Raw genomic sequence first — 19,829 nt, 5'->3', positions numbered from 1 at the left:
CGTAGCGAAAGCGGCGAACAACGATGATGAAGTAGCAAAAAAGCCCTGAAAATTTTACTGTTTGTAAAATTTTCAGGGCTTTTGAACTTCTAAGTTGGGTTTTGTCCCAGCCCCTTTCTTTTTTTCTTTAGTTTTATAAGCAAATTACTGTATGTGATTATCTTTAACCAAGCTTGTCTATCATATAGTGATGAGGAATAATAATTTATAGTCCGTTATGTTTCAAGTTAATCGAAAGGGAACCGTTTGTTTGTAGTTGGGCAAAATAAACCTCTTCTATAGATTGAACTCCTTGCTTACGTAGTTTTTTCATTAACCAATCTTCATCTAAATTTAATTCTTTGAGATTTTTACGGACAATTTTACCATCTGATATAATTTCAGTAGGCATATAAGTCGGTAATGAAACATCTGCCTTCACATCTTGTTTTGTTGCTCCTTGTTCAGCAGGCTTTTTAAAAACACTAAGCTCTCCATTTGTCTCTAATACCGCGAACTGTACGTCATCTATGGAAAAAATGGATTGTTCTCTTAGTAACATCATCACATCATCCATATTCATGCGTGCAGATTTTAAGGACTTTAAAGAAATTTTACCATTTTTGATAATAATAGTTGGTTCATCATCTAATAGCAGACGTATTTTGGGGGAAAGCTGCGAAAAATATGTCATTATGATTGTAAGTACTGCCCACCATATTAACGATATAATTCCGTCCACAAAGGGAGTTTCTTTTTGCGACGCGAGTTCCGCTGCTATAGAACCAATTGTTATTCCTGTGACGTAATGGAAGAAAGTTAGTTGGCTAATTTGTTTTTTTCCCATTATTCGTGCTAAAAATAGTAAAACTGCAAAGGAAATGGTAGTTCTCCAAATCATTTCCCAAAAGTTAATATCACCCATTGTGATCGATACTCCTTTAAATAAATATACTTCCACGTATTTTGCCCTACTTCCTTCTATATATCCATTTTAGGCTGAATTTTATAAAATCAAAGATTTTACGATATAATAATGAAACTAACTATTTTGATAGGGAAGTGTGCAAAATTGTCGCAAACATCGCAGCTTAAACAGGGAAATCCTATCTATCCAATTATGGTAGCAATGGGCATATGCCATCTATTTAATGACACGCTACAATCTATCGTTCCAGCCATGTTCCCAATCTTAAAAGATGAAATTGGATTAACCTTTACTCAGCTAGGCTTCATTTCGTTTGCACTTAATATGGTTGCTTCTTTACTACAGCCAGTTGTAGGCTTTATAAGCGACAAAAAGCCAATGCCTTATGCACTTCCTCTAGGAATGGTAAGTTCTTTTATTGGGGTGGTCGGGCTTGCCTTTGCAACGGATTATTGGATAATAATTATAGCGGTATTGTTTTTGGGTTTAGGCTCTGCGGTCTTTCATCCTGAAGGGTCTAGAGTTTCTTATATGGCAGCAGGTAATAAAAGAGGGCTTTCTCAGTCTATTTATCAGGTGGGAGGAAACTCCGGACAAGCATTAGCCCCTCTTATCAGTGCATTTATCCTAATTCCACTAGGGCAAAGGGGAGCTGCATTGTTTTTAATTGTGGCGGCGATTGGGATTTTCATGTTAAGCAAAATTTCAAGTTGGTACAAGGCGCAGCTGAATGAGGTGAATTTGGCAGCTAAGAAAAAAGCATTTATATCTTCGTTACCTGCTTTAACTAAGAAACAAGTAGGCATCGCTCTTGGACTTTTAATGATCATCATTTTTGTACGTTCTTTTTATGTAACGAATATTACTAGCTTTTATATATTTCATCTGACCGAGAATTACAATTTTGTTACGGAGAGAGGTCAACTAATTGTTTTCCTATTTCTTGCTGTAGGAGCAGTGGGGACATTTTTTGGAGGTCCTATGGCAGATAAGATTGGAAGGAAAAAAGTGATAGTCATTTCAACGGTTATCCCAATTCCTTTCTGTCTTGTCTTACCTTATGTGCCAGTTTGGGCTATTTTATTATTGCTGACTTTAATAGGATTTTTAATCATGCTCAGTTTTTCAGTGACAGTTGTTTATGCCCAAGAACTAGTGCCAAACAAAATTGGTACGATGGCAGGTCTTACAGTTGGACTGGCATTTGGAATGGGTGCCTTAGGGTCTGTTCTTATTGGTATTCTTATGGACTACATCGGGATTTATTCTACTATGGTGGTAGTATCGCTTCTTCCCTTACTAGGAGTAGTCGCATTTGCTTTGCCGAAGGATGGCAAGGTTGTAGAGTGACGTAATTTAAAGTTTAAATCATACAAAACAAAAAGACTGTGAACCAACTTCGTAAATTTCTGAGTTGGTTTACAGTCTCTTAAGCTGTTAAAGGTTTCTCTTAGTATGTTATCTTGCTTTTAGTGTACAATCATCGGGTACTTGGGAAGGGTCTGTAACTAAATTGTCTTGGATATGGACTTGCTGCATTTTGTTATTATGCATAAATTTAAAAATCCCGTTATCAAAATCTGTCCCTATTTCCTTGAAGAATATTCCTTCTTGGCACATGTTCTTAGCACAAGTAAAGGAAACCTTATAAGTGTCTCCATCATTCACTAAATAGGCTCTTACACCTTTTTCAAAGACACCTTCTTCTTCATCTTTTATAGCACGTTCAACCGATACTACATGGAAATCGACAAAAGGGATTTCTTTTAGCAAGACATTCATAAACGACCCTTTAGTAATTTCTTCCCATCTGCTTTGAGCAGTTTGTCCAATAATTATTTGAGTAATATTCAGGTTATGTGCAACTTCTTTAATCACCTTAGGAGATGGGCGTTTTTCATTATCACGAATGATAAATTCTTCCACCTCAAGTTCATCTGCTAATGCTTTCCATTGATCTACGTAACCTGACTTTTCTGCATCGAAAGCATCGTATGGAAGTGGATCCACAGTTAATATATAAAGAGGGCAGTCCATAATACTAGCCATTTTATGTCCTCTTCTAATAAGTCGTTCACCATTTGGTCCATAGTATACGCAGACAAGTATACTTTCATCCATCCTACCTTTTGTGCGTTTCACGGTTGTCTACACCCCATTTATCTTAGTCTCATCTATTCTAGTGACATGTACAAAATAATGCAAATTATAAGCTATAGTAAACACTATAAGTGCAGAGAAGTGCGGTTTAGTGTATAATTTACTTAGGAAAAACAAGAATATACTATTAATTACCGTTAAGGAGTCAAAAAGATTAAAAAAACGCTTCTTTAAATATTGAAATTTTCTCCTTAATACTGCATGAAGAGATTGTAAGACTTAGTCTCTTATGCACTGGTTTTACCCTCTATGATCAGGCTACCGAATACTAAAATAGTTATTCTAGCTTAGCCATTTATATTAACGTAAAATCATGCCAAAGTAACGGCTATGATTTATACCTCTTATTCTGCTGATTATCATATGAACCCCATATGGAATCCTATTATGCAACTAGTTACCCTAATAGTCAAGTCTCTCTTTCAAATGAAATAAATCTTTCTATATAGAATTTTCATACAATATATGGAAATAGGAGGTTAACAATTGTTTTCTATTAACTTTGCTATTATTTTCCCATTTATAATAGCTGCGATTATACCCGTCTTTTATAGATACTTTAAAAAAATACATATTGGCTGGCTTGTCTTGTTAGTACCGACCATTTTGTTTGTAATGCTTGCAAGTTTTATTCCCTCTGTAGCAAGTGGAAAAACATACTTTAATACATACAATTGGATCCCCTCGTTGGATATAAATTTCACCACTTATTTAGATGGTCTAAGTATCATATTAGGTTTGCTTATTACTGGTGTAGGTAGTTTAGTTATAATTTATTCTATTTTTTATCTTTCTAGTAAGGAATCTCTCCATAACTTTTATTGCTACTTACTGCTCTTTATGGGCGCCATGCTCGGCGTTGTATTTTCTGATAATTTAATGGTTTTATATGTATTTTGGGAACTAACCAGTGTATCCTCGTTCTTATTAATAGCATTTTGGAGCCATCGAAATGCATCTAGACAAGGGGCACAAAAGGCACTGCTTATTACTGTTAGTGGTGGTATTGCGATGCTGGTTGGATTCATCATGCTCCATACAATGACTGGAACATTCAGTATTCGAGAAATCATTCCAATGACCTTGGAAATAACAAATCACCATTTATTTTTGCCAGCCATGCTTTTAATCCTATTAGGTGCCTTTACGAAATCTGCACAGTTTCCGTTTCATATTTGGTTACCGGATGCCATGGAAGCACCGACCCCTGTCAGTGCGTATCTACATTCGGCAACTATGGTTAAGGCAGGTATATATTTAGTAGCTCGCTTTACGCCGATTTTCGGTATTGATCAAGTATGGTTTTGGACAGTAAGTATCGTTGGTATGATCACCATGTTCTGGGGTTCCTTTAACGCGGTGAAGCAAACCGATTTAAAGGCACTACTAGCTTTCTCTACAGTTAGTCAGCTTGGATTAATTATGAGCCTGTTAGGTCTTGGTTCTGTTGCTTTACAATATGGCTATTCTGAGGAGTCTGTTATCTATACGCAGGCTACGTTTGCTGCGCTATTTCATATGATTAATCATTCTACCTTTAAGGGTGCGCTGTTTATGGTCGTTGGTATACTTGACCACGAACTCGGAACACGTGATATTCGCCGATTAGGTGGACTAATGACCTTTATGCCAATTACCTTTACAGTTGCTACAATTGGAAGTCTATCGATGGCAGGACTTCCACCTTTTAATGGCTTTTTAAGTAAGGAAATGTTCTTTACAGCCACCATTTCGATAATGGAAGCAGATGTTTTCTCCTTGCAGTCATGGGGTGTAATATTCCCGGTTATTGCTTGGGTGGGGAGTGTACTAACATTTATATATTGTATGGTTTTCATCTTTAAAACTTTTTTAGGGAAAGCACAGCCTGAAAAGTTGGATAAACCAATTCATGAAGCACCAATTGGTATGCTTATTTCACCAACTATCCTAACAGGTTTAGTAGTAGGTATATTCTTCTTTCCCAATTTAGTTGGTAATTATTTACTAAAGCCGGCAATGGCTAGTATTTACCCATCCTTTGGAGATCCGGAGAAGCTAACACCTTCCATTTATGCTTGGCATGGTTTTAATACGGAGTTACAGATGACAATCGGAGTAATAATAGTAGGTTTTCTTCTCTTTAAAGTTTTAAGATATTGGAGACCAATTTATAACATCCTACCGCAGAAATACTCCTTTAATGCTTTATATATGAACTTTCTAAGCTTTTCAGAGAAGCAGTCTACAGTTACGACAAAAAGTTATATGACAGGCTATTTAAGAGATTATCTTATGTATATTTATATTTTCTTTATAGCAACAGTTGGTGGATATTTACTAATTTCGGGTGCTTTTTCATTCGATACAACACCAAGTGCAAAGTTTAGGACATACGAGATTATTTTAGTGATAATTATGGTTATTGCTAGCTTAGCCATGTTATTTGCAAAATCTAGAATTACTGCAACTTTATTAAATGGGGTTTTAGGCTATACCGTAGCTATTTTCTTTGTAATATTTAGAGCTCCAGATTTAGCATTAACACAATTGGTAGTGGAATCGGTTACTACTGCACTTTTCCTTTTGGCATTTTCACATTTACCGGATTGGCAAAAAGAAAAAGTATCATCAAAAACTAAGAATATGAATGCCATTATATCAATTGGAGTAGGGTTAGTAGTAGTTTTAGTCGGATTGTCAGTGTTGAACTATGATCAGTTCGAACGGATTTCTTATCTATTTGAAGATGCATATAACTTAGCGGGAGGAGCTAATATTGTAAACGCGATATTAGGCGATTTCCGTGGGTTCGATACGATGCTAGAAGTAGTTGTTCTTTTTATAGCAGGCTTAGGTATATATACCATGATTAAGCTTAGAGCGAAAAAGGAGGACACTGACAGTGAAAATCAATGATGTTATTCTTCGTAACGTTGCTAAAATAGGTGTTTTTATCATCTTAACCTTTGGTGTTTATTTATTTCTTTCGGGTCATAATACACCAGGTGGGGGTTTCATCGGAGGACTGGTATTAGCTTCTGCCTTCGTTCTTCTATACTTATCAAATGGGATCGAAAACGTTCAAAAAAGTCTTCCTTTAGACTTTAAGCTCGTAGCTGCTGTAGGAGTATTATTAGCTACTGGGACAGGTTTAGGTTCCCTGTTATTTGGGGTTCCATTCATGTCTCAAACATTCGCCTATTTTGATTTGCCGATCTTCGGTAAAACAGAGCTAACAACTGTCACGATTTTTGAAGCAGGAGTTGCCTTAACGGTAGTTGGGGTGCTCGTTACGATAATTTTAAGCATAAGTGAGGATGATAGCTAATGGAAACAATTATGGTTATATTAATCGGTATTTTAGTTGCCGTTGCTACTTATCTAATCCTTTCTCGTAATATAATTCGAGTCATTTTAGGGACTGCAGTATTATCTCATGCAGCTCATTTACTTATATTGACTATGGGAGATTTAAAAAGAGGGAACGTGCCCTTGTTAAAGGAAGCAAACGCACCTTATACGGATGCGCTGCCACAAGCCTTGATATTAACTGCTATTGTAATTAGTTTTGCAGTAACAGCTTTTATACTTGTTCTTGCATACCGAGCGTATCAGGACATTGGCACAGATGACCTGGATGCATTGAGAGGAACAAATGATGAATAATATTATTGTCTTACCTTTAATCATTCCTATTATGATAGGAGTTTTATTAGTATTTTTTAATCGTCAAGTTAAATTGCAACGTATCATTACTTTAGTGACCTTGCTTTCGATTACCGGAATTAGTATATATACTTTGAATACCATACAAAAAGAAGGAATTCTTCGATTAGACTTTGGCGGCTGGGAGCCTCCATTTGGAATTTTATTTGTGGCAGATTCCTTTTCCATGTTGCTGGTATTGACTGCAAGTATTGTAACTACCCTTTGTATGATGTATGCCTTTTCTTCTATTGGAGAAAGACACGAGAAGATGTACTTTTATCCGTTTGTGTTGTTTCTGTTAGCTGGGGTAAACGGCTCATTTTTGACAGGTGATATGTTTAACCTGTTTGTCTGTTTTGAAGTTACACTATTGGCATCCTATGTATTAATAACCTTAGGCGGCACAAAGCGGCAGCTAAGAGAATCTATTAAATACGTAGTGATTAATGTGGTTGCTTCGTGGTTCTTCTTATTGGCACTTGCTTATTTGTATGGTTCTCTTGGGACGCTTAATATGGCCCATCTATCACAGAGGGTAGCTGAAGCAGGACAAGATCCCCTGTTAACCACTATAGGAATACTGTTTCTAGTCGTTTTTAGCGTAAAAGCGGGATTATTACTATTCTTTTGGTTACCAGGTTCGTATAGTGCGCCACCTATGGCAATAGCTGCTTTATTTGGAGCTCTTCTAACAAAGGTTGGTATTTATGCCTTGTTCCGTACATTTACGATTATTTTCTATCATGATCCTTTTATAACGCACACGCTGCTAGGTATTATGGCTGGTATCACACTCATTGTTGGATGTATGGGAGCAATTGCCTACAAGGATATGCGCTTGATAGCCTCTTATAATGTCGTAATTGCTGTTGGGTTTATGCTTGTTGGTTTAGCAATAGGAACTACTGTTGCTATTGAAGGTTCTATATATTATATCATGCATGACATGATTGCTAAGGCAATGCTATTTTTATTGGTGGGTACAATGATTTCTTTAACAGGTAAAACAAGAATTGATGAGATAAGCGGTTTGATTAAAAACTATCCGTTACTTGGTTGGATGTTTTTCATTGTGACTTGTTCCCTAGCTGGAATTCCGCCGCTTAGCGGTTTCGTAGGAAAAATATTGGTAGGTCAAGGGGCAATTGAATCAGGGGCTTATATATTATTAGCCTTGGCATTTCTCTCGAGTATAGTAGTTCTGTATTCGTTGCTTCGCATATTTTTAAATTCCATATTCGGTGAAACTATTATCAGTCTAGAAGATGAAACACCCTTGAAGTTTGGCATGATTTTTCCAATATTCTTACTAGGTATTGGAACGCTTGCACTCGGTCTGGGAGCAGAGGTGGTATCGGTGTATGTTAGTGATGCAGCAAATACGCTGACCAATCCTTCCATATATATTGATGCCATTCTAGGCAGAGAAGAGTAATGGGAGGGGTGATATATAATGCCAGCACAGTTTCTACTTAATTTATTCATAGCATTTTTGTGGACCTTACTAATGGACACAGAGGAGTTACAATTACAAACCTTTGTAAGCGGATTTTTCGTTGGTATTGGAATTGTGTTCCTCATGCACCGATTTTTTGGAACACAGTTTTATCTGAAGCGTCTATTTTCAATTTTTAAATTGATCTTTATCTTTAACAGGGAATTGGCTACATCTAGTATTGTGATTAGTAAACAGATACTTAGTCCTAAGCTTAAGATTAAGCCAGGGATCTTTACGTATAAGACTAAGCTATCTAGTGAATGGGAGATTACGACGCTTGCACTATTACTTACTTTAACTCCGGGGTCGGTCGTAATGGAAGTAAATCCAGAAGGAGATACTTTTTATATTCATGCGATGGATATGGAAACCTCAAAAGCAGACGTTTTACGATCATTAAAGAAATTTGAAAAAGCAATTATGGAGGTGACCCGTTAAATGGTAGAGAAAATACTAGTATTATCACTTTCGTTATTTGCAGTTTCCATAGGAATAGCACTTTTTCGAATTATAAAGGGTCCTTCCATGCCAGATAGAGCCGTAGCTTTAGATATGATTGGGGTAAACTTGATATCTATAATTGCTATAGTATCGATTGTACTTAAGACAAAAGCCTTTCTAGAGGCAATTCTTATATTAGGAATATTAGCATTTATAAGTACGATTGCTATTTCTCGTTATATTGAGAGGGGTGTTATCATTGAGCGTAAGTCAGATAGTTGAGTTGCTTGCAGCACTGATAGTTCTTTTAGGAAGTATAATGAGTGTTATTAGTGCGATAGGAATTATTAGGCTTCCTGATGTTTACACCCGCTCACATGCTGCTACAAAAAGCTCTACAGTTGCAGTATTACTAACTCTTTCGGGAGCGTTTGTATATTTTTGGGTTCATGACGGCTTTGTGAGTATTAGATTAATATTAGGTATTTTATTTGTGTTTTTAACTGCTCCTGTTGCAGGGCATCTATTGACGAGGGCAGCATATAGAACAAATGTGGAATTGGCTGAAAATTCTTCTGATAATTCATTAACAGAAATTTTATTTGAAGAAGAAGATGAAAACGCTAAAAATAGTTAGCTAATGAAGTTATTTTATTGGCTAACTCTTTTTTGTTTAAATTAAACAATTATTCTATAACTTTTTATAATATATTGCATTCTGCATAAATACATAGTATTATCATGATTATTATTAACATTTAAGTGATGATGAAAGATCATTTAACACATTTTTTCATTACAATATGACAATATAGAAGAAATGAGTATTTCTTAAATCACAGGAGGCAATTCATTTGGACAATAAATTATCCTTTTCAAGTTATTTAGTTATTGGAATAATGTTATTTGCTCTATTTTTTGGAGCAGGTAATTTAATATTCCCGGCGAGCCTTGGACAAAATGCTGGGACAAGCTTATGGGTTGCTATAATAGGATTTTTAATAACTGGTATTGGACTCCCATTTTTAGGGACATTAGCAATGGGCTTCTCTGGAAGTAAAAATTTACAGGAACTGTCTAGTCGAGTACACCCTATTTTTGCTATTGTTTTTACATCTTTACTATATTTAACAATCGGTCCCTTTTTCGCATTGCCTAGAACTGGTGCTGTTTCATATGAAATTGGAATCATGCCCTTTGTAAATTCTGAATATACACAAATCGGATTGTTCGTGTTTACAGTTCTTTTCTTTGGTCTTACATTATGGCTTTCCTTGAATCCATCTAAGATTGTAGATAATGTGGGGAAATACCTTTCTCCAGGAATACTAATAGGGCTACTGATCTTATTGGTCTTTGTTATATTCAAGCCTATGGGAGATTTTAGTACACCGCAGGGAAGTTACGTTAATAATGCCTTTATGACAGGTTTTACAGAAGGGTATAATACAATGGATGCTTTGGCTTCCTTAGTCTTCGGGATTATTGTCATTAATGCAGTTCGCGCAATGGGTGTCACCTCTAAAAAAGGTATTTTAGTAGCTACGGCTAAGTCTGGTGCCATTGCAATTTTCTTCTTAGGAATAATTTATGCTGGTATTGGATATCTTGGAGCTACGTCTGTTGATTTGTTTGGGATAATGGATACTGGAGGTCCTGTTTTAAGTGCAGCTTCCGAGCATTATTTTGGTTCCTTTGGAGCTATTCTATTAGCCATTGTAATCATCTTAGCTTGTTTAACAACGAGCATTGGCTTAACCACTGCTTGTGCTGAGTATTTCCATACATTGTTACCTGCTGTAAGTTATAAAGTATTTGTAATCGTTTTCAGTGTATTTACATGTGTTATCGCTAACTTTGGCTTAGCGAATATTATTACATACTCTGTACCAGTACTAATGCTTTTATATCCGTTGGCTATAGTTTTAATATTGCTAGCTTTTTTATCACCATTGTTCTATCATTCAAGGCTAGTATACGTAGTGGTTATGTTCTTTACTTTCCTAATCAGTATTGTAGATGGATTGAAAGCGCTATGTGAGTCTTTAGAAATAGAGTATTTTGGATGGTTACAATCAATTCTAAACTTGTATGACAATATATTACCATTTTACGGTGTAGGACTTGGCTGGGTCATTCCTTTCATTGTTATCACTGTTATAACATCTCTTATTGCTAGGGTAATTAGATAATATTAAATTTGAGAAGCCGGGACATAACAAGTCCATAAATTAAAAGACGTGAAATCAGCAATTTGATTTCACGTCTTTATTTTTTTGTCTATGTTAAAGGTTAGGATTGATTTAGGATGCTTTCTAAATCGGATAGTAGTATTGATTTCCGCGCCAGCCGGACGCTTTCCGTGGGGTGAGCGTTAAGCCATCACCCGTCGCTTACGCGCGCGGTTGTGATGTCTTAACTGTCTCACTCATCCCACAGGAGTCGCCGTCTGGTGCTCCAATCAATAAATGGAGTAGGGCTGTATTTCAATAAACTCTATTTATAAATTACTCGCATATATAATACCGGAAAACTGACTCCAACCACACGCTATAATCTAATTATGTTCTAACTAGCCATTTAAAATTGTACAGTCAGTATAAAAACGCAATGTCTATCCAAAATCAACCAATAACTTTAACAAAGCTATTTTTTTAAGGTAACTAAAATTCTTCTATCGTATAAATCCAGTTAGCGCGCATTACTTCTGTAAGCCTAGAAACGTCCTTATCTTTAAACAACTGAATTAACTCTTGGTGTTGTTCAATAGATTGCTCTCTTAAATTAATTTTTTCGTAATAATAAAGTCTTCTTACATGAGCTTGGAGCATTTCTACCATAGAGAATATGTATGGATTATTCGCACGATCCACAATCAGCTGATGAAATTCTTCATCAATTCTTAGTGCTTTTGTAAATTCTTTAGCTTGCAGGGCAGCTGCGAATTCTTTATTTTTTTCTTCGAGCATATTTAAAATTTCTTCGTCCATATTAGGAGTTGCAAGTTCAGCTGCTAGCGCTTGTAATGCTGCTAAAGGAGGGAGTAAATTATAAATGTCCTCCGGTTCCACAGGAGTTACCTGTGTTGCTCTTCCTGGTTGCATGGATACAAAGCCCTGGGATTCCAGTAGCTGAAGTGATTCTCTTATTGGTGTACGACTAACACCTAAAGCTTGTGCTAGCTCTATATCGTTTAGCTTCTCATCGGGTTGAAGAGTACCATCGATAATCCATTGTTGTAGCTGATTGAACGCATGTAGCTTAGCGGTAGTACGTACTGGTTTGGTATGGTCAATTGGTATAGGCATAAAACAACCTCCTTCAAAAAGTATTAGTTGTTTCATATTATACACTATATTATGCAATATATCGCAGGTTTTATTGAAAAATTTTCCTTATTCTACTAAAATTTTTAACGTAATATTTTTCACGTCTATGACTGAATCCTCTGCAATAATATCCTGTAGCATGACTTCCTTAAAATAGGTAACACTTTCTTTAAGTGGTAGGTGTAAAATCTTTCTTAATGCAGTCTCATACATCTTGATAAATTCCGGATCTGTATTGCCGTGCTGTAGCTCTGTAAAGGCTTCATAAACCTGATCCATTTTATCTGCCAATTCCAGTAGACGACCTTCAATAGTTTCATCCTTACCCTCTTTCATTCGATCAAAAAATACGGGTTGGAATTCTTCAGGTATTTCATTCAGTATAAATTTTTCCATCATTTTCTCTTCAACATGCGAAAGCATTTGCTTTAATTCAGGAGAAGCATGTTTAACTGGTGTCTTAATATCACCGATAAAAATTTCTGCAAAGTCGTGGTTAATAGTCTTCTCATACAATGATTTCCAGTTTATTTTTGCTCCATGGTTTTCCTCTATAGTTCCAAAGAACATAGCGTATTGTGCGACCTTCCAAGAATGAGCTGCTACATTATGCTCTTCGTATTTGAATCTTCCTGGTGCTCGTATAATTCTTTCTAATTCGTTCATGCTCATAAAAAAACGATGAATTCCCATTTACAATCACTCCTTCTCTATATATTACTTAAATATCCGTATTTTATGTAATAGAAACTCTAGCAACCCTATTTAGTTTTATTTTCCCTACATTCGGGTAATCCTAATACTAACCTAAGGAGGAATTAACATGGCCAAATATGAAAAATTAAAAGAACAATTACTTAACCGATTCAAAGAATTAGAGGAAAGTTTAAATAGCGATGAGGAATTTGAAACAACGGAGTTATCGAACTACGATAATCATCCTGCAGACAATGCAACGGATTTAACTGATCAGCATACGAGACTAGCTATACGAAAGCATAATGAAGAGGAAATAGAAGATATTAAGGCTGCGCTTCAGGCTATGGATGAGGGAACTTACGGAAAATGTATGGTATGTAACAAGCAAATCCCTATAGAACGGTTAGAAGCTAAGCCAACAGCATTAACCTGTATTGAGGATGCCCAACAGGAGATAGAGGACTTCCGTCCAGTCGAAGAAGATATATTAAAGCCTGATACAGACCGTCCAGTAGAACAGGAAGAAAAAGAACTTAGAGACTACAGTAATAGCTTCGACGATGTAGAGTCCTATGGCTCATCAGATACTCCGCAAGATAAATAAACTAATGAAAAGATGCCATTTCCAAATTGTATTGGGCATCTTTTTTTCTGTTTTTACTCGCTCTATTATCTCCGTCAAAAGTCTTAAGGGAATTTAACCCCTGTCATTTAACAGTCCAAATTCTTTCTGATACACTAGAAGCAAGGGGGGAATATTAAATGGCAGCTATCGTTATGTTTGATGGAGAATGTAATTTTTGTGATTCCAGTGTTCAATTTATAATAAAACGAGACACTCGTGGTTATTTTAAGTTTGCTGCACTTCAAAGTGATGCGGGAGTGGAATTGAAGGATAAATATGGTATTTCTAATCACATCGATAGTTTCATCTTGATAGAAGATGAAAGAGTCTATAAATTTTCCGATGGGGCTTTAAGAGTGTGTAAAAATTTAAAAGGTTTATGGAAGTATCTTTATATTTTCAGATTCGTTCCTAAACCCATTAGAAATAGTGTTTACAAATTCATCGCAAAAAATCGTTATCGTTGGTTTGGTAAAAAGGAGAGCTGTATGATACCCTCTCCAGAAGTACGAAGCCGTTTCTTATAAAGTAAATAATAGATTAATGAGGTGATTGTTCAACATGAAACATGAAGTGTATGACGTAACAATTATAGGGGGAGGTCCAACTGGATTGTTTGCATCCTTTTATGCGGGGCTCCGTGATTTAAAGGTGAAAATAATTGATAGCCTTCCAGAGCTAGGTGGACAGCTAATGGAGCTTTACCCAGATAAATATATATATGATATTGGTGGCCTGCCCAAAATATTGGCAAAGGATTTAGTGGCAAATTTAGTTGAACAGGCTTCCTATAGTGATCCGACCATATGTTTAGAGGAAACCGCAAACGAGCTAGAAAAACACGATGAATATTTTATATTGAAAACTGACAAAGGTTTTCACTATTCTAAAACTATCCTTCTCACATCTGGTGTAGGTTCATTTCAGCCACGTAAATTAACTGTGCCGGGAGCTAAGGAATATGAGGGTAAAAATTTATATTATAAAGTAAAAGACTTAAATGACTTTCAAAATTCTAATGTATTAGTACTGGGCGGTGGAGATTCTGCACTAGACTGGTCGTTAATGTTAGAGAATATTGCTTCAAAAGTAACTATCTGCCATCGCCGTGAGCAATTCACGGCACATGAAAAATCCGTACAACAGCTTCAAGGTTCAAAAGTACATGTTAAAACTTCCTACGCGGTCAATGAACTAATTGGCGATGGAGATCGTATTAAAGAAGTGATTGTAGTCAGCAAGGATAAGGTAGAGGAAAGAATCCCGGTAGACCATGTACTAGTTAACTATGGCAACGTAGCATCTCTCGGACCACTGAAAAGCTGGGGACTGGAGATGGAGAAAAATTCGGTAATAGTGAATGAAAAGATGGAAACAAGCGTAGAAGGAATATATGCAGCAGGTGACGTTTGTACACATGCTGGTAAAGTAAAGCTTATAGCGGTAGGCTTTGGGGAAGTCCCTAATGCAATTAGCCATATTAAGGCATCATTAGATCCGAAGGCAAGAGTGCAGCCAAAGCACAGTACGAGTATTTTTGAAGAAACAAAATAAAAAATCCCATGCCTCGTTTAGGAGGCATGAGATTTCTTACTTATAGAATACTTTATCGATATTATATTTAGCTTTTAAGGTATTAATTGCATATGTTTCATATATTTCACGATCCATAGGCTCTTCTATAATACAAACGCTAATTTTGTATACTTCGTCGCGATGTTTAATCATCGGGGAAACATTATCTTCAAAATGTTTTTTTATGCGCTGACGAATTTTACGGGCTTTTCCTACGAATAACAGCTCATCATTTTTGTTATAAAACATAAAGATGCCGCCTTTATCACGAGGGATTTGGTGGAAGTCGATAAATCCAAAGATAGATGGGATTTCAACTTCTCCTTCTTTAAGTGCTTGCGTGCGTTGTGTAATAGTAACGGTTGGTTTTGGTAATTCAATTTTAATCATTTCTCTCACGTCCTCTTATTGTCTGTCCTTTAGTTTATCACATTTTAGCAGTAATATCTATTCGCAAGAGACGGGATTAAATTTGAAGTAAGATAAAGTGAATATGAGCGATAGGAACAAGTATAGTAATATAAGGATAATAAGGTAGAGCCCGGCTAGAATAGAAGGAGAGTTGTTTCTCCTGAACAGACTAAGAATATATTCGCCGTAGATAGTGCGGGTGTGTTAGGAGGATATAAAATTGGGAAGCATACCTGATTGGTTTTTTGCTGTGGCAATTGCGGTTGTCATTTGTTTTATAATAGTAGCAGAGTGGTGGACACGAAGAGGGTAGAATTTATGCTATAATAATAAACTAAAGATAAGAAAAGAAAGAGGAATCATATGCTAACATTTGAAGAGAAAGAAGCAATTATTCAAGAGTTTCCCGAACTAACACGTAAAGAAGTATCGATGAAACGAGTTAACTACCATTATGAAGAAAGCTTATATGATAAAACAACTGTAATCTACCATCTACATCCTAATGGCAATGGCTTTGTGTATGTTGGAGATCTTCCGCAATATGAAGCAAAAGAAAAAGGATTAGTTAATATTAGAGAAGTATCAGCGGATGAGCTACGCCAAATGATTAAAGATTCTATTGCCTATTTAGCGACTGAGGAAGAGGAATTGATCGATGAAGAAGTAGAGGAGGAATGGACAAACAAAGAAAGCTCTAAGCTAACTCTTTTACAAGAGGATACTCTTTGGAATGTCTACCATGGCTATAACCTAGAGGAGAGCTTTGGCACCTACAATGAAGCAAAAGCATATCTTTTAGAAGAAGGCTTCCGTCTTACTGCAAAAAGATAAGGAGGTTTTTGTATGAAAGGTAAAACAACGGTAGTAATTATTATTGGGATTTTACTCATCGCTATTGGAACGACCTTTTACTTCATCATGAACTTCTTTGAGAATAATCCTACTCAAGCACAGCCAATTGGCTATATCACTGGGATTATTATAGACACGAAGGACAGTGGTATTCTTGTTATAGAAGATTTAAGTGAAGATGAAGCGCGCACTTTATCGGTAGAAGAAGCACTAGAAGCTGGGAAAAGTGCTACTTGGTTTAATATTTCGATGGCTCAGCGCAATGAGTTAGAATTGTATGATGTAGTCAAAGTCGGATATGAATCCCTAAAGGAATCTCATCCAGCATCAGGTGAAGCTAAAACGATTGAAAAAGTAGAAGAATAATCTAAAGTTCTCCATAGTGCTAATTGCTATGGGGAATTTTTTTAATTAAGTAAGCTATGTTAAAGATAAGTTGATTTAAAATGCACATAAAAAAATGAGCTAGGCTATGTTCTCCAAGCTTATTTTATTTTAATGTCCTTTTTTACTAAAGCACCCGTTCGTATTATAAGGTTAGCCAGATATTTCTGGTTGACCTTTTTTTATATCGATATATGATTGCGGTAGCCGGGGTAGAACGTAAGCACCCGTGGGGCTAATGATCCCGTCAACTAAACAGTTCGCCCCCTACTTGTAGAAACATGATTGAGGCTGGTTGGGACTCTGATCTCGTATAACAAGCGAAGCTATGATACTACATGGAGGAATAGGGGTTACCGGTTAATTGTATGACAAGGAGGAATAATCATGCACTTCACCTATAAAGTAATGTGAAAAGTTCTTTTCTTCGTGTGAAAAAACTGCATCTGGAGCAATGCTTCCAAGCAAAAATGATGTTTTATCTTCCATCGATAAACCCTCCGCAATTTTTCCCCCAATAATCGAGTGCATTATTCTTGAACCCAAAATACTCTCCCCTTAATAAATCATCTATATTAGTTCAATAAACATATTTAAAACCCTTTTGCTTTCCAAATTATTCTTCAACTAACCTGCCCTGGTAGTTGAAGTGTAACATTTCACATACAATACCACCTCACGAAAAATCAACCCTTACCTATAACATAGTCATTAAGTAAGTGAAACTACTAAATAAATCTTATTTATTTTCACATACCAGATTGTACAAGCAAATTTCATACTGAAATCATAGTTTATTAATGTAAGGTTAAGCTTTACAAATCTAAAAGGAGGTATTGAATATGAGTTATTATTTTAGTGAGAGAAGTAGCAAGGGTAATGAGTGTAAGGAATGCAAAAAGAAAAAAGAACATTCCGATAAATGTAATGGTTGTGCTTGTGATCAATTAAGAAGATTACAAACTCAAACTGAAGTTGATGTATTTTTATCAGGTGGTCAGGTATTAGAAGATATTGTTTTTATTAACCTAGACCAGAATAATTGCTGTGCGTTCTTTAATGATCCAACAACAGAAACTGGATCAACACTTATCATAGACTGCCAATTTATTCAAGCTATTCGAATAGAAGCAGACTGAGTTATAAAGGGTCTCTTTCTTTATGGAAGAGGCCTTTTACCTTTTACTTGGCTAAAATTCTTTAAGTATCTTCCTTAGGTTTTGCGACAAAAGCTCCAGTTGTATCCACCGCTACATCTACCAGTTCGGCACTCCAATGTCTGCTAATTTCCATTCTCATCAATATATATCTGCTATCTTTGCATGACGAAGAACGAAATCAGCTATTATTTTTCCTTGAGAGGCTAGAATTCTTTCTTTTAATTGTTTTTGGTGAATGTTCACAAAGTTGTGCTCCTTTTTTGAATATTTAACTAATTTTGGTAGTGTTTAGATTATAAGGGAAGTTATAATTAAAATATAACTAAAAACAGGGGGGATGGATTTGATTTATCGAAAAACACAGACTGCCAATATAGCATTTGCTTTTCTATTACTTGTAGTTCTTTCTAATTTTCTATTGTATCGTCCACAAGTGCAGGATTTCTTTTCACTTCAGCTTAATAGCGGAGTTGCTATTGGGTCTCTTATAGATTTAGCAATCGTTGCTCCTTTACTAGTTTATGCAAACTTTAAGATTTCCCTCAAACAAGTAATTGGTCTTATGGTTGGTGGGCTAGTTATTGCTAGATTTTTTATACCCTCTGAATTGTTTTCACCATTCAAAGGAATTCTATATCTCGGAATCGCTTTTGAAGCACTATTAATTGTGGCAGAGCTAAGTTTAATCATTCTAGTCATTTATAAAATTCCCCAAATTAGGGCTCAGATGACTGAGATGAAGACTTCAGCACTGTTTAGCTTCATCCCTTCTATTCAGCAGATAGTCACAAAAAATATTCTTATTCGTATCATTGCATCTGAAGTTTTAATGTTTTATTATGCAATTTTTACGTGGAAAAAGAAGGCTCCTAGTCATCCAAATATAGTTACTTTACACAAAAATACAAGCTACATCGCTTTTAATGTAATGATAATACATGCAATTATTATAGAGACAATTGGACTTCATTGGTGGCTACATGACAAATCGATTCTCCTGTCATTAGTGTTATTGGTCTTTAATATTTATAGTGTTTTCTATTTCTTAGCTGATATTCAAGTAACTCGACTACACCCTGCTGAGGTAAAAGATGGTAAATTATATGTGACACAAGGACTTAGTGCTCGAATAGTTGTGCCGCTACATCTGATCAAGAATGTAGAATGGGGTGCGGCTGCTCCGGATAAGCATACACTTCAATTCATGTATCGTGATTTTGAACCATTAGAACCTCAGGCCTTAATCCACTTGCATGAACCTATAGAGGCGACAATGTTCATGGGGAAGGAGAAAGTAGTTACGCACTTTGCCATCCGAGTAGATGAACCACAAAGGCTAAGGGAAATATTAGAAACAACGTAAAGCGCATTGTTTGACTAGAAAATATATGTTGGCTATAATTATCTCAAATTCGAGATAAAAGAGGAGCTTTTAATTATGAAGCATTTATTTTTTCAAGGGGAGGATTCTTCGAGACCGACCTTATTGTTATTGCATGGTACAGGTGGTAATGAGCATGATTTAGTTGGACTAGGAAAAGAGATAGACAGCTCAGCTAATATTCTGAGTGTGCGAGGGAATGTGCTAGAAAATGGAATGCCACGCTTCTTTAAACGTCTTGCGGAAGGGGTTTTTGATCTGGAGGACTTGCAGGCTCGTACAGAAGAATTGAAGAACTTTTTAGATGAAGCTGCTCAAAACTATAAGTTTGACCGTAAGCAGATAGTAGCAATTGGTTATTCTAATGGAGCCAATATTGCAGGGAACCTTTTATTTGAATATAAGGATGTCTTAAAAGGTGCGATTCTCCATCATCCGATGGTGCCGAGGCGTGGGGTAGAGCTACCAGTCATGTCAGGTACTCCTGTGTTTATTGGGGCAGGAAAGAATGACTTTATGTGTCCGGCGGTAGAATCTGAAGAACTACGGGATTTATTGCAAAATGCAGGGGCAGTTGTGGAGATGCATTGGCACGATTACGGCCATCAGCTAACGCAAGGCGAAGTACAAGCTGCAAAGGAATGGTATAAAGCAAATTTCTAGAGGAACTGACCTGTGAACTAACTATTTTATAAAAAACAAAGAGGCTGGGAC

The 19,829-nt window shown here is 36.1% G+C and carries 22 protein-coding genes and 1 pseudogene; 17 read left to right on the top strand and 6 right to left on the bottom strand.

All coding sequences use genetic code 11. The features are described 5' to 3' along the window. Positions 1–205: 205 nt before the first annotated feature. A complete protein-coding gene (locus tag NSQ95_RS17670) occupies positions 206–904 on the bottom strand; it encodes a DUF421 domain-containing protein (RefSeq protein ID WP_340881639.1) in 699 nt (232 codons plus the stop codon). Positions 905–1,099: 195 nt separating this feature from the next. Between NSQ95_RS17670 and NSQ95_RS17665 the strand changes: the two genes are divergently transcribed. After that, complete coding sequence (locus NSQ95_RS17665) at positions 1,100–2,257, top strand: MFS transporter (protein ID WP_340885836.1); 1,158 nt, start codon at positions 1,100–1,102, stop codon at positions 2,255–2,257. Positions 2,258–2,365: 108 nt separating this feature from the next. Here the strand turns inward: NSQ95_RS17665 and NSQ95_RS17660 are convergent, their stop codons facing one another. Further along, positions 2,366–3,049 (bottom strand): histidine kinase, encoded by a 684-nt coding sequence (locus NSQ95_RS17660; RefSeq protein WP_340881641.1) that lies wholly within the window; start codon positions 3,047–3,049, stop codon positions 2,366–2,368. Positions 3,050–3,553: 504 nt separating this feature from the next. Here NSQ95_RS17660 and NSQ95_RS17655 point away from each other — a divergent pair. The 8 genes from NSQ95_RS17655 to brnQ all read left to right on the top strand — a co-directional run bounded on the left by NSQ95_RS17655 (position 3,554) and on the right by brnQ (position 10,888). Then, on the top strand, positions 3,554–5,965 hold the full coding sequence (locus NSQ95_RS17655; RefSeq protein ID WP_340881643.1) for a Na+/H+ antiporter subunit A: 2,412 nt from the start codon (positions 3,554–3,556) through the stop codon (positions 5,963–5,965). Further along, a complete protein-coding gene (locus NSQ95_RS17650) occupies positions 5,952–6,377 on the top strand; it encodes a Na(+)/H(+) antiporter subunit B (protein ID WP_340881645.1) in 426 nt (141 codons plus the stop codon). Before NSQ95_RS17655 ends, NSQ95_RS17650 begins: the two co-directional genes overlap by 14 nt. Continuing rightward, entirely contained in the window at positions 6,377–6,715 is a 339-nt protein-coding gene (locus NSQ95_RS17645; protein WP_251553286.1) for a Na(+)/H(+) antiporter subunit C, read from the top strand. Before NSQ95_RS17650 ends, NSQ95_RS17645 begins: the two co-directional genes overlap by 1 nt. Further along, entirely contained in the window at positions 6,708–8,192 is a 1,485-nt protein-coding gene (locus NSQ95_RS17640) for a Na+/H+ antiporter subunit D (RefSeq protein WP_340885837.1), read from the top strand. Before NSQ95_RS17645 ends, NSQ95_RS17640 begins: the two co-directional genes overlap by 8 nt. 18 nt (positions 8,193–8,210) lie before the next feature. After that, the gene (locus NSQ95_RS17635) at positions 8,211–8,693 is read left to right on the top strand and encodes a Na+/H+ antiporter subunit E (protein ID WP_340881649.1); all 483 of its coding nucleotides are present in this window, start codon (positions 8,211–8,213) and stop codon (positions 8,691–8,693) included. Then, positions 8,694–8,978: a Na(+)/H(+) antiporter subunit F1 gene (locus NSQ95_RS17630; protein ID WP_169358455.1), complete on the top strand. Its 285-nt coding sequence runs from the start codon at positions 8,694–8,696 to the stop codon at positions 8,976–8,978. It begins immediately after the preceding gene. Beyond that, complete coding sequence (locus tag NSQ95_RS17625; protein ID WP_340881652.1) at positions 8,956–9,333, top strand: Na+/H+ antiporter subunit G; 378 nt, start codon at positions 8,956–8,958, stop codon at positions 9,331–9,333. The genes NSQ95_RS17630 and NSQ95_RS17625 overlap by 23 nt, the downstream gene beginning before the upstream one ends. A 217-nt stretch (positions 9,334–9,550) precedes the next feature. Beyond that, positions 9,551–10,888 carry a branched-chain amino acid transport system II carrier protein gene (gene brnQ / locus NSQ95_RS17620; protein ID WP_340881654.1) on the top strand — a complete coding sequence of 446 codons (1,338 nt, stop codon included), beginning with the start codon at positions 9,551–9,553 and terminating at the stop codon, positions 10,886–10,888. A 471-nt stretch (positions 10,889–11,359) separates the two neighbouring features. Here the strand turns inward: brnQ and NSQ95_RS17615 are convergent, their stop codons facing one another. Both NSQ95_RS17615 and NSQ95_RS17610 read right to left on the bottom strand, forming a co-directional pair. After that, a complete protein-coding gene (locus tag NSQ95_RS17615) occupies positions 11,360–12,004 on the bottom strand; it encodes a GntR family transcriptional regulator (protein WP_340881656.1) in 645 nt (214 codons plus the stop codon). Positions 12,005–12,091: 87 nt separating this feature from the next. Then, positions 12,092–12,718: a YfbR-like 5'-deoxynucleotidase gene (locus NSQ95_RS17610; RefSeq protein WP_340881658.1), complete on the bottom strand. Its 627-nt coding sequence runs from the start codon at positions 12,716–12,718 to the stop codon at positions 12,092–12,094. A 130-nt stretch (positions 12,719–12,848) separates the two neighbouring features. Between NSQ95_RS17610 and NSQ95_RS17605 the strand changes: the two genes are divergently transcribed. From NSQ95_RS17605 to NSQ95_RS17595, 3 genes are all read left to right on the top strand, one after another. Next, entirely contained in the window at positions 12,849–13,328 is a 480-nt protein-coding gene (locus NSQ95_RS17605) for a TraR/DksA C4-type zinc finger protein (RefSeq protein WP_340881660.1), read from the top strand. Positions 13,329–13,486: 158 nt separating this feature from the next. Then, positions 13,487–13,876, top strand: a complete 390-nt coding sequence (locus NSQ95_RS17600; RefSeq protein WP_340881661.1) for a thiol-disulfide oxidoreductase DCC family protein — start codon at positions 13,487–13,489, stop codon at positions 13,874–13,876. Between the two features lie 34 nt (positions 13,877–13,910). After that, the gene (locus tag NSQ95_RS17595; protein WP_340881662.1) at positions 13,911–14,903 is read left to right on the top strand and encodes an NAD(P)/FAD-dependent oxidoreductase; all 993 of its coding nucleotides are present in this window, start codon (positions 13,911–13,913) and stop codon (positions 14,901–14,903) included. Positions 14,904–14,939: 36 nt separating this feature from the next. Here the strand turns inward: NSQ95_RS17595 and NSQ95_RS17590 are convergent, their stop codons facing one another. After that, positions 14,940–15,314, bottom strand: coding sequence for a nucleotide excision repair endonuclease (locus tag NSQ95_RS17590; protein ID WP_340881664.1), 375 nt, complete (start codon positions 15,312–15,314; stop codon positions 14,940–14,942). Between the two features lie 384 nt (positions 15,315–15,698). Here NSQ95_RS17590 and NSQ95_RS17585 point away from each other — a divergent pair, with 384 nt between their 5' ends. Beyond that, positions 15,699–16,169 (top strand): hypothetical protein, encoded by a 471-nt coding sequence (locus tag NSQ95_RS17585; protein WP_169358464.1) that lies wholly within the window; start codon positions 15,699–15,701, stop codon positions 16,167–16,169. A 12-nt stretch (positions 16,170–16,181) separates the two neighbouring features. Beyond that, positions 16,182–16,556, top strand: a complete 375-nt coding sequence (locus NSQ95_RS17580; protein ID WP_340881667.1) for a DUF3221 domain-containing protein — start codon at positions 16,182–16,184, stop codon at positions 16,554–16,556. Positions 16,557–16,952: 396 nt separating this feature from the next. On the opposite strand, the pseudogene NSQ95_RS17575 reads toward NSQ95_RS17580, so the two are convergent. Then, positions 16,953–17,120, bottom strand: a pseudogene (locus NSQ95_RS17575) (hydrolase); the annotation flags it as partial. Between the two features lie 296 nt (positions 17,121–17,416). On the opposite strand from NSQ95_RS17575, the gene NSQ95_RS17570 reads away from it, so the two are divergent. From NSQ95_RS17570 to NSQ95_RS17560, 3 genes are all read left to right on the top strand, one after another. Next, positions 17,417–17,713: a hydrolase gene (locus NSQ95_RS17570; RefSeq protein ID WP_340881668.1), complete on the top strand. Its 297-nt coding sequence runs from the start codon at positions 17,417–17,419 to the stop codon at positions 17,711–17,713. Between the two features lie 364 nt (positions 17,714–18,077). Then, positions 18,078–19,097 carry a beta-carotene 15,15'-monooxygenase gene (locus NSQ95_RS17565; RefSeq protein WP_340881670.1) on the top strand — a complete coding sequence of 340 codons (1,020 nt, stop codon included), beginning with the start codon at positions 18,078–18,080 and terminating at the stop codon, positions 19,095–19,097. Between the two features lie 72 nt (positions 19,098–19,169). Continuing rightward, on the top strand, positions 19,170–19,778 hold the full coding sequence (locus tag NSQ95_RS17560; protein ID WP_340885839.1) for an alpha/beta hydrolase: 609 nt from the start codon (positions 19,170–19,172) through the stop codon (positions 19,776–19,778). Positions 19,779–19,829: the final 51 nt, after the last annotated feature.

Origin of the sequence: Psychrobacillus sp. FSL W7-1457 (assembly GCF_038593405.1) — a bacterium.
In the GTDB taxonomy this organism is placed as follows: domain Bacteria; phylum Bacillota; class Bacilli; order Bacillales_A; family Planococcaceae; genus Psychrobacillus.
Note: the sequence above shows the minus strand (reverse complement) of the source record. Positions and strands in the feature narration are given on the sequence as shown.